Annotated in this window: 9 protein-coding genes and 1 pseudogene; 3 read left to right on the top strand and 7 right to left on the bottom strand. The window is 54.8% G+C overall.

The features are described 5' to 3' along the window. From ACXJJC_RS08220 to ACXJJC_RS08210, 3 genes and pseudogenes are all read right to left on the bottom strand, one after another. Window positions 1-349: DUF401 family protein (locus ACXJJC_RS08220; protein ID WP_456370897.1), on the bottom strand; the 349-nt coding region annotated here is incomplete at its 3' end. A 34-nt stretch (window positions 350-383) separates the two neighbouring features. Next, on the bottom strand, window positions 384-2006 hold the full coding sequence (locus ACXJJC_RS08215; protein WP_456370896.1) for a DUF2070 family protein: 1623 nt from the start codon (window positions 2004-2006) through the stop codon (window positions 384-386). Further along, a pseudogene (locus ACXJJC_RS08210) lies at window positions 2003-2914 on the bottom strand (formylmethanofuran--tetrahydromethanopterin N-formyltransferase). Before ACXJJC_RS08210 ends, ACXJJC_RS08215 begins: the two are co-directional and overlap by 4 nt. A gap of 140 nt (window positions 2915-3054) precedes the next feature. On the opposite strand from ACXJJC_RS08210, the gene ACXJJC_RS08205 reads away from it, so the two are divergent. The 3 genes from ACXJJC_RS08205 to ACXJJC_RS08195 are packed head-to-tail and all read left to right on the top strand — an operon-like array spanning window position 3055 to window position 5848. Next, a complete protein-coding gene (locus tag ACXJJC_RS08205; protein WP_456370895.1) occupies window positions 3055-3774 on the top strand; it encodes a DUF72 domain-containing protein in 720 nt (239 codons plus the stop codon). 11 nt (window positions 3775-3785) lie between these two features. After that, window positions 3786-4478 carry a DUF554 domain-containing protein gene (locus ACXJJC_RS08200; protein ID WP_456370894.1) on the top strand — a complete coding sequence of 231 codons (693 nt, stop codon included), beginning with the start codon at window positions 3786-3788 and terminating at the stop codon, window positions 4476-4478. Further along, window positions 4475-5848 (top strand): alkaline phosphatase family protein, encoded by a 1374-nt coding sequence (locus tag ACXJJC_RS08195; protein WP_456370893.1) that lies wholly within the window; start codon window positions 4475-4477, stop codon window positions 5846-5848. The genes ACXJJC_RS08200 and ACXJJC_RS08195 overlap by 4 nt, the downstream gene beginning before the upstream one ends. Window positions 5849-5893: 45 nt before the next feature. Here the strand turns inward: ACXJJC_RS08195 and ACXJJC_RS08190 are convergent, their stop codons facing one another. The 4 genes from ACXJJC_RS08190 to ACXJJC_RS08175 form a co-directional block, all read right to left on the bottom strand. After that, a complete protein-coding gene (locus ACXJJC_RS08190) occupies window positions 5894-6367 on the bottom strand; it encodes a TorD/DmsD family molecular chaperone (RefSeq protein WP_456370892.1) in 474 nt (157 codons plus the stop codon). Between the two features lies 1 nt (window position 6368). Beyond that, window positions 6369-7634, bottom strand: coding sequence for an NrfD/PsrC family molybdoenzyme membrane anchor subunit (gene nrfD, locus ACXJJC_RS08185; RefSeq protein ID WP_456370890.1), 1266 nt, complete (start codon window positions 7632-7634; stop codon window positions 6369-6371). Continuing rightward, window positions 7618-8367, bottom strand: coding sequence for a 4Fe-4S dicluster domain-containing protein (locus tag ACXJJC_RS08180; RefSeq protein ID WP_456370888.1), 750 nt, complete (start codon window positions 8365-8367; stop codon window positions 7618-7620). The genes nrfD and ACXJJC_RS08180 overlap by 17 nt, the downstream gene beginning before the upstream one ends. Window positions 8368-8378: 11 nt before the next feature. After that, window positions 8379-10547 (bottom strand): molybdopterin-dependent oxidoreductase (locus ACXJJC_RS08175; RefSeq protein WP_456370886.1); only part of this gene is annotated, 2169 nt, incomplete at its 5' end.

Raw genomic sequence — 10547 nt, 5'->3', positions numbered from 1 at the left:
CCAGCTCCTTTATCATGACCGCCGAGACGAGTGCACCTCCCGGCATCGGGAGCAGACCGATCAGCATCGGTATCAGTGCGACGCTGAACCTCCCCGAGATCGAGTGCACGGAGTCCGTGATTTTCCTGAGCATCCCGACAACTTCCATTCCATAACCAATGGAGAACGCGAAGATCACGATGGCGACTATCCTCCATGTCGACAGGTTCGTTAGCGTCTCCACAATGCTCTGAGGGGCGCTGGTTATCGCGAGAAAGAGAGCCCCCGCGAAAACCGCAAGCGTGATTTCAAATCGTATCAGGAGCAGGATTATGATTACGGACACCATCAGGGCCGTGACTACATCCATGGTTCTGCAACCTGCGAGGAGTAGTTAAGCTTTTTCAGATGACGATCCCGGATAGAGCAAATGTAAGTGCGTAGTTCATCACGGAGAACAGAATGAAGAGGTACATTGCCCTTTCTCCGTACTCTCTGAATGCCATCTCCACCTCTCTGAAAAACCGTTCGCCCATTACCCTCGCCCTGACATCTGAGAAACCGAACCTGACTGAGGCGCTCTTAAACTGCGCACCTTTCAGTGATTCCTCCAGAAACGCCTCTATGGCCTGGAGATCCTCAACACCTGCCGGTCTGTAACCGACCTTCGGCGACACGCCTGTCTTGGAGTGGTTGTCGGTCGTCACGATGTCGAGATTCACGCCATACCTCTTCCCGACGCTCTCCAGGTACTCCCTCAGCTCCCTGTCCATGTTGTTCGAGTCGACCATGAGGATTCCGTGCTTCTCGCCGTCAAACGACATGAGAAGCAGGGCGAGTCTTCCGCACACGGAGCTGCTCTCATACTCTCTCGCTGAGAAGCTGACCGCGAACTCCTCACACCTCCCCGGATCGATTTCCGAAGCCCTCTCAAGAAGTATGTATATCTCGGCCAGATCGTCTGGAGTGAGCTCGTACCCCTCCATGTAAGCGTTGTGCGCATCCACAATGACGGGGTTCCTGAAAAACCTCTCTGCGATCTCCCTGACCTCCGAGGGTATGTCGTCTATGCTCTCCTTCCCGTGAATGATTACGAGCGCGAAGGTGTCGAAGGGATAGACCTTTACCCTGAACCTCCTGCCGCTCACGGAATACGGCTTCCCCGGACGGGCCAGCTCCATCACAGGACTCGCACCAACTATCGCCTCAACATCCTCCTCCGTTGCATGATTGGAGGCGTGGGTGGATATCCCGTGCAGAAACATGTCGTATCTGTCAAACGACTTTCCGACGAGCTTCGCCCCGCCGACATCCCTGAACGGTCCCGGGTGAAACTCGGGAACAATTATCCTGACCCCATCAGCCTCAATAACGTGAACTCTTGCCTCCCTCACCTCAGAGTACATCTTGATCCTTCTCTCAAAGATCTCCGGCTCCCCCCTGAGCCAGTAAAGAACGAAGTCTCTCAGTATATCTGAAACGACTATCCTGCCTGCACGCCTGCTCATGAATGACACGAAGAGGTACGCAAGGAAAACTCCGGAAAATGACGAAAGCGCGTAGGCGACTGTTCTGTGTGGTGCGCTGAAGGAAAAGTAGTAGTCGACCGGATACAGCAGGGCGAGGATCGCGAGGGGTGCGAGGTAGCTGTACCTCTCCGACGTGAAGTACAGCCCCACGGAAAGCATGAACGCGATTGCAGATGGTGATGCGACGATCAGCTCGGGACTTATCAGGTGAATCGCAATCACATCAGCGATTTCCACCATCAGCAGCATGAACAGGGCGAAGAAAAAGATTCTCCTGCTGTTGAACCCTGACTTGAGCACCCTTCCCGTCACTATCAGCAGGACTATAAGGGCGAGGCCGATAAAAAAGTACCTCATGGCAAAGAACGACTTGCCGGAGATTCCGTTAAGGTAGGAGGCGAGAACTATGCTGGCCACACCTATGGCTACGCTGACCCTCTTCTTGGGAACCGAAAAAATTTTGGAGTAAAATCTTTCGAGGACGTTCTGGTCTATCATTCACCGTATTCCTGCAGGATGTCCCTCAGGTAGATCTTGTGCTGGCCGAGCTTTCCACCGTAATTTCCTGCCGAGATTTTCAGAACACCATCGATCCTGCTAACGACCTCCATGCAGACGTACATCGCCTTCTTCACGTCCTCGAGGGTCGTTCCATTGATAACGATCTCAGGAATGCTCTTGACACCATCGGGAACCTTCGAGTCCTGTATTTTGCCCTTGAGGGTCGGGCAGTAGTAGTGGTTGGTGGTGGGCCCGATCTCCGGGTAATTCGTTTCAGGCTTTGAGCCTGCCGAACATATGTCGAAGGAGGTTATTACATTGTCCATTCTCCTGAGCGCCTCCACAGCAGCCTCTCCTGCTTCGAGAGCGGATTCCTCGCTGTCGCAGAAGAACCACACGTTACCGCCAGCAACACCCTCGGCATAACCGATGTACCTCTCGATGATGAACTCTCCAAACATTATGGGGACCCTGATGACCTTCCTGCCCCACATCTCCTCCTCCCACTCGTAGCCATCACCACACCTGCCGACGTTGAGCTCGGCATCGAAGTAAGTATCGCTATCAGTCGCGTTGAAAACCCTCGTAGTCGGAACGACGAGAATTCCCTGCCTTATCCTCTTGCTCATCTCCCTCGTGAGCACCTTCTCAAAGTTCTTGCTCTTCGCAACCCAGATCTGGGCTATCGCACCAATCCTTCCGTCGGGGGTTTCCTCGGGTTAGACGAACTTCTCCACTCCACCCTCAGACTCTCCGAAAACCGTTGAGGGCAAGGCCGTCGAGTTGTATGCGGCCTTTTTGAGCAGCCACTTGTGCTTCGCCGTTATCAGAATCCTCGAGTAGATTCCATCAAACGCCTCGCAGTACGTGTCCTCAACAGGCACACCATTCAGCTCGAGTCCCATGATGGTTAGTTGGCAGGTAAAATATATAATTTGCTGGGTAACGTTAAATCATCAGCGAGATCGGGAACGATTAATCGGAATCAACTCAGCCCGAAGGGCTGGAAGGTGCCAACTCTCCAGAATTCTTTTATCGGTCGGGCGTGAAAGTATACACTGCCATGGTGAAGGTCGGGTGCTGCGGATTTCCCGTTTCAATGCGGGAGTACTTCAAAAGGTTCGAAGTTGTCGAGGTTCAGAAAACGTTTTACAAACCTCCAAAACCAGAAACCGCGAAAAAATGGAGAGAGATGGCCAGAAATAGTTTTGAGTTTACGGTAAAGGCGTTTCAGGTCATAACACACCCTCCGTCATCTCCAACGTACAGGAAAGCGAGGCTGAAGGTGGAGAATGGCGGGTATTTCAAACCGGTGAGTGAGGTCTTCGACGCGTGGGAGAGAACGAAGGAAATTGCCAAGGTGCTCAGGTCGAAAATCGTGGTCTTCCAGACTCCGAGGTCTTTCAGGGAGAGTGAGGAGAACGTCAGAAACATGGTGGAGTTCTTCAGCTCGATAGACGGAGGGTTCATCTTCTGCTGGGAGCCAAGAGGGTGGAGTAGCGAGAAGGTTAGAGAGGTCTGCGAGGAGCTCGATCTGATTCACGTCGTGGACCCATTCGTTGAGGAGAGCGTTTACGGCGAGTTGAAGTACTTCAGGCTTCACGGCTTCAGCTACAGGCACAGGTACAGCGACGACGAGCTGAAGTGGCTGGCCAGAAAAGTCTCAGGAGGAAGGGAATGCTACACCATGTTCAACAATGTGCACATGCTCGGCGATGCCACCAGATTCATTGAGACACTGAAGGAAATAAATAGCGGGGAGTAAATGAGAGAGTGATGATTGGAACGCTCATAAACGTGGCATCGATAGTCCTGATGAGCCTCATAGGAGTGCTCGTTGGCTCGAGAATCGAGGGTGAGACCAAGGAGTACCTGATGAAGGTTCTGGGGCTGGTGGTCCTCATCATCGGCGTTGAAATGTCGTTCAAAACTTCCAATTTCGCCCTTCTCACCGTAACAATACTCACAGGCACAGCAGTTGGGAACGCCATGAAGATAGAGGAGAGACTTGAGGACTTCGGCATCAGAGTGGAGCGAAGGTTCGAGGGTTCGAGGTTTGCGGAGGGTTTTGTCGCCTCAACAATTCTGTTCTGCGTTGGGTCCATGGCGGTGATTGGCCCGATTCAGGAGGCCCTAACAGGAGATTACACGCTGCTCATTACAAAGGCCATGCTCGACGGTATCGCGTCCCTCGCCCTTGCATCTGCCCTCGGTATCGGCGTCGCGTTTTCAGCCATTCCGGTGCTGATCTACCAGTCGTTCTTTTACCTGACCGCCCTCGGAATCAGGGAGTACGCCACCGACCTTCTAATTTCAGAGCTGACGGCCACCGGAGGAGTTATGATTGCAGCGATTGGAGTAAACCTCATGAGGCTGACCAGCATGAAGCCCGGAAACATGCTGCCCTCACTCCTCGTCTTACCGGTCTATCTGAAGCTCTTTTCTCTGCTGAATTCGGTGATGCCATGAAGGTCATGCTGACGATCATCATAGACGGCGTTAACAGGGACGTTTACGAGAAACTCCTCAGGGCAGGAAAGCTCCAGGAAATAGAGGAGCTCACAAAAAGTGCGCTGAACATCGAGAGGTGCTACTCATCCTTTCCGTCCGCAACCGTCACTGGGCACGTTTCCATAGCGACCTCGGAGCTTCCCGAAAGACACGGAATAGTCGGGCAGAGCTGGTTTGACAGAGAAGGAAAGGAGTACATAGGCTACGACTTCGAGCTGACGATGCCGGACAACTGGATTGACGCCAAATCAAATCTGAACGACAGGCACATCCTCGGAGAGACGTGGTTTCATATTGCCAGGAGGATGGGGTTCAGAACCTTCAGCGCGGACCTCGTCAGGAAGGGAGCGGACCTGAGGATGAGCTTCATACTTCCGGGAGAGGACAGGGACGTGGCGATCCCCAGATGGCTCTTCTTCCTGAGGAGGTTCGCGAAGCACACCTCGGTCAGAAAGGCGGGCATGGCCAAAAAGCTGCTGCTGAAGGCATTCCCTTTCCACGTTCTGCAGCACGAGATAGTGACGAGAAACGCCATAAAGGCCGTCAAGGCAGGATACAACTTCGGCATACTCTGGTTCATGGAGACCGATGCTTCGAGCCACATCTACGGCCCCGAGAGCCTCGAAGGGATTGACGGGAAGCCGTACATCTACGACTCTTTCGAGGACGCTATGAGAGATGCCGACGAAGAGATCGGAAGAATCAGAAGAGCTCTGAAGGATTACGAGCTCTACATCAACATAACCACCGACCACGGTCAGAGCAGGCTCGAAAGCGGTAGGGAGTATCACGTCAGCCTCTCCGCTGAGATGGAGGGACAGGGAGTAAACGCGTTCACGAGGGTGGACCCTCACGAGTACGAGACGAGGGTCGGCAGGAGGGCGCAGGTGGTTGTGGCGCCAAGCGGTCCGAGGATGGCACACATATACCTGCTCGATCGAGGTGTCGCTCACAGAGTGCACGACTTCCTTGCAGAATGCAGGGCGGTGGAGTTCGTGTTCTGGAGGGATGGCAGAGAGATACTCGTGGATGACGGGGGAGAGATATCCAGGCTCGAGGAGTACGGGTTCGGCAGAGACTACCCAAGGGCTGTCGAAAGGGTGAGGGGTCTTCTGGAAAGCGAGAGAAGCGGGGACTTCGTGGTCACGGCGAGGAAGGGATACGAGTTTCAGGTTTCGGGCTACAGGGGTGCTCACGGAGGGCTGAACGCCGAGGACTCCACGGGATTTGCCGTCATTCACGGCGAAGGATACCGGGAGGAGTGGGTAAAAGAGGGACTGATAACCGACGTCCTGAGAACCGCGATGGACATGTTCTGGGATTTCTGACTGGAGAGCTCTCGGAAAAATTGAGTGGAGTTTTGCAGCTGGTTCTCAGAGCTCGTTCAGCAGCCTTTCAAGCTCCTCGGCAAGCGGACCGTAAATCCGGGAGTTCTTCCTGACCCTTTCCGTGAACTCGAAGACCCACTCCTTCATCCTATTCACGAACTGCTCATCCCCGGTGAGGGCGAGGTACTCCAGCTCGACGCTTATGTGGTCTGGCGGCTCACCCTCAAAGCTGTACTCGAGCCCGTGACCCCTGTAGATGTCCTCAACCTCTATGCTCGCGCTGCCGTACAGAGAACCCTCCCGGTAGTACGACTCGTAAGGGGGACACGTTAGCGTCGGAAAATCGGTCACGAAAAGCCTCGTGTATTCTGTCTGAAGCTCCTCGAGGGTGTGGGATTTCAGCATCTCCACAAGATGTGAGTACTCCGGAAGGTGAGATGCGAGAGCCTCAATCTCCTCGAGCGTTTTTTCGGAGGGATAGGAAAAAACGAGGGAAAAAAATCTGAACTTCTCGTTCATCTCACTCCCTCACCGGCAGAGCTCTCAGCAGCGCAAGGAAGACGAAGGATACCAGTGCGAAGACTCCCACGGTTATCGCTATCTCAACCGCCGATGGAACGTAGTTCCAGTAGGAGACGAAGATGGGCTGCGGGTTGAACAGCGTTCCCCTGACCTCCCCGACTGCTATCGGGTACTGCCACTCGAACGACTCGCCGGCCATGACCACGGGCACCCTGAAGGGGATCAGATTGTATGCCGGAGGGATCAGCAGGTACCTGTGGGCGAGGATGCCGATGTTGACCGCCAGACTTCCGGCAACAAGCCCCTGAACGCTGTCGTACTTCTTAGCGAGGATAACTATGCCCGCGAGCAGGAATATCGCCTCGATCGCGTGTATGTGCAGGTAGTCCCTGAAAACGAGCATTAGCGCGTCGTACTCTTTACCGTTGTCCCACCACTGCCTGATGAAGAAGTCGTTGTAGTACATGAAGAGCAGTGCCACTGCTGAAAATGCAGAGATCTTCGCAAGAAGTCTGTATGTCGGCTTCAGCTCATCCTTGAACCCGTAAACTATGAGAGAAACAAGTATGACGACAGCCGGACCTGCGGTGAGGGCAGCTGCGATGAACGTGGGTGCGAGCAGCCCACCATACCACCAGGGCCTCGAGAGCTGGGTTGCGAGGACCCAGGCCGTAACAGTGTGTATGAGAATCGCAAACGGCAACGCGATTGGTGCGAGCTTCCTGGCCCTGCTTTCGGACCTCTTTCTCAGCATCTCGAGCTGCTCTGACGTGAGATTGGGCTTTTTGAGAATTGTGCCCACAAACGGAAGGCTGACACCTCTCTCAGCGATCCTCGGCTCAAGCTGCACGTACGTGTAGACTGCAGATAGGAGCGCGTAGGTCGAGAGGACGATGAAGTCCCAGGGGAGCAGCGACTTGAAGTTAGGATACAGGAACATGTTGAATATCCTGTCCGGTCTTCCGATGTCTGGCAGGACCATGATCATTGCCGCAACTGCGAAGATGAACGCTGAGAGCGAGGCCACCGGGGCTATCGGCTTGAGCTGTCTGACGCCGAATATGTTTATCGCCGACGAGACGACGAGACCACCTGCTGCCGTGCCGACGTAGAAAGCCCACATCGCGATGTAGAGTCCCCATGAGAACGGGTTCCTCATGTTGGTCAGTATGAGTCCCCTCTGGAGCTGGTAGACGAAAGCCACTATTCCGATTACCGCGAGTATCGCGAGTATTCCCATCGCGAGATCATATTTCCTTCTCATACCTCACACCTCCTCTACCCTCCTTCCTCGCAGGAGGTATGTAAAACACCTTGGGCTCGGTGCCAAGGTCCTCGAGGAGCCTGAAAGCTGCTCTGTCCTTCAGAACCTTGGATATCTCGCTGTTCGGATCGTCAAGGTCGCCGAATATCCTCGCGTTCCCGGGGCATCCCCTGACGCACGCTGGAGCGAGACCCTGGTCAACGAACTGCACGCAGAACGTGCACTTTTCAACGACACCTCTCGGTCTCGTTTTCGTGTAAACCAGCCTTCCATCCTCGGTTCTGTGATCCTTGGGATAGCCGTACTTGTAGTCCTTGTCAGCGAACCAGTCCTCGTCAAAGCCGGCCCTTTCGAAGCCCTGCCTGAAGTTCTCGTCCGGGTCCTGCCAGTTGAACTGCCTTACCCCGTATGGACAGGCCGTGATGCAGTACCTGCAACCGATGCACCTCTCGAAGTCAACGAGCACGAGCCCATCTTCCCTCTGCCAAGTTGCCCCAACAGGACAGACCTTCACACACGGCGCATTTTCGCAGTGCATGCACGGAACAGGCAGGAAGACCTCTGAGAGGTTTGGATACTCTCCCACAGGAACCATGTGCTCCTTCGAGCCAACGGTCTCGACCCTCTGCCACCACGTGCCGGGTGGCTGGGCATTGACCATCTTGCAGATCACGGCACAGCTCCTGCAGCCGATGCAGCGGTTGAGGTCGATAACCATGCCGTACCTAACCATCTGCACTCACCTCACACCTTCCTAACATCACACGCGCACTCATTCCATGCCGTCGTTGGCTCCCATATTCCGGGAACGAAGTAGGCCAGGTGCACGGCCTTGACCCACGGGAAGGTCAGCGTGTTGTAGGAGTCTCCCCTGAGGTACCTGCTCCACCACCCCTGCTCGAATATGATGACCCTCGGGTGAATTCCGGGATCTATGACCGCATAGCCCCTGACCCTGCCTCTATCGTTGTAGACCTCCACAAGGTCTCCGGGCCTGATTCCCTTCTCTCTGGCCGTCTCAGGGTTCATCCACACCCTCGGCCTGAAGTCCTGGAGCTCGAGCATTGTTATGTTGTTGCTGTGCGTTGAGTGAACCCTGTAGAGGGCGTTCCTCGTTATGAACGCGTACTTGTACTTGTTCCTGGCCTGCGGGTTGACCTTGTACTCCGTGTCCACGAACGGATCCTTGTGAACCGGCAGAGTCTCTCCGAAGTCTATGAACACATCCTCCTCCTTGTAAAACTCAATCCTGCCTGACTTCACGAATCTCGCCGTTTTAGCGAGCGGCGCTGGGAATGACGGCGGCGGGAACGGCTTCTTCTCGTGAATCTGCTCCCAGAATGGGATCTGTCTCTTGCCGGGAGTTGGCAGGTTAAGCCTTATAGCCCCCTCCTTCAGCAACCTCTCGAGCGTTATGCCCTTCGTGAGCTCGTGCTTTCCGAGCATCAGTTCGGTTGCCTTGAGAGAGGCTTCGTGCGCTATCTGCCTCGCGAGCTTCAGGCTCCAAGTTCCGCTCTTCCTTGCATTTTCCTCCTTCTCGAAGAGCGCCGGATCAGGGTAGAACTCCGCTATCTGAGCTTTCAGCTCATCGTCATCCCACTTCGCCACCATCCTCTTTGCCAGCTCCTTGAATATCCATATTTCAGGCATGCACTCGAAGAGCGGCTCGATGGCGGGCTGCTGCATCTGGACGTACGGGTGAAGGATCGTCGCGGTTAGCTCGTACTTCTCGTACCACGCAACACCCGGCAGCACAACATCCGCCCACTTGGTGGAGGTTGTCGCCTGGAAGTCTATCGCGAGTATGAACTCAAGCTCTCCGGAGCTGGCCATTTCTCTGAGCTTGTTGGCCATGTTGTGCTGGTCGAACGGATTGTTCCACCCGAACACGAAGGCCTTGACGTCGTTCTTCGGATATGGAGTCTCGCGGTTGTATTTTCTGAATTCCTCGCTCTGCCTGTACTCCTTGTTCATCCAGAGCAGGTAGGTAACCCAGTTGGTCTTCCTGCCCTTGAAAAGCCACCACATGCCGAGCGGCCAGCGAATCTTGAACTGCCCCGCGTAGGTCGAGATTCCGGCACCTGGCTTGCCAATGTTTCCGGTAAGGGCGACGATCAGGGCGAGGGCCCTTCCCTTCAGGTCTCCGTGGAACCACTGGTAGTTGCTCGCACCGTAGACTATGTGGAGTGGCCTGGTCGTGGCCATCTCCCTCGCTATCCTCCTCACCATCTCAGCATACTCTGCCCTGTCTCTGCCAGGCGGGGTTATGATTTCAGCGACCCTCTCGGGTGTGTACTCGCTGGTGACGAGCTCCTTTATCATCTGGAAAACAGGCTTGACCTTGACAACGCTTCCGTCAACGAGTTCAACCTCGAACTCACCCTCAAGGGCGGGCTCGAAGTCCCTCTCGAGGGTTTCCGGATTCACAACCTTCAGCCTGCCCTCGCTGACGTCGTAGACCACAAAGAGGTCCCTGTACTCGGGAATCTCCTTTTTCAGCCTCTCCGCCTCATCCCTGAGCTCCCTGACCTCGTAGGCCCTGAGCCTCTTGTGGTTGTCCAGTCTGACGAGGAGTGGCATGTCGGTGTAGGACTTAATGAAGTCCTCATCGTACAGCCTCTCGTTGATGATCACGTTCGCTATTCCGAGGGCAAACGCGGCATCGGTTGACGGGTTGATCTGAATCCACTCGTCAGCCTTGGCGGCAGTTGGAGTGAAGTTCATGTCCACCATTACTACCTTCGCACCCCTCTCCTTGGCGATGCTCAGGAACTTGGCGTCGGGCAGCCTTGTCACGAGGATGTTGGAGCCAAAAATCGCTATGTACCTCGAATTCGCCCATTCGAGGGACTCGAACTCCTCCGTCTGAACGCCGAATGTCTGAGACCAGAACGCAGGAAGGTCACCGTTCAT

The sequence above is a fragment of the Geoglobus sp. genome, from assembly GCF_054018175.1.
The sequence above is the reverse complement of the archived record's forward strand: the minus strand, read 5'-3'. Positions and strand labels throughout refer to the sequence as shown.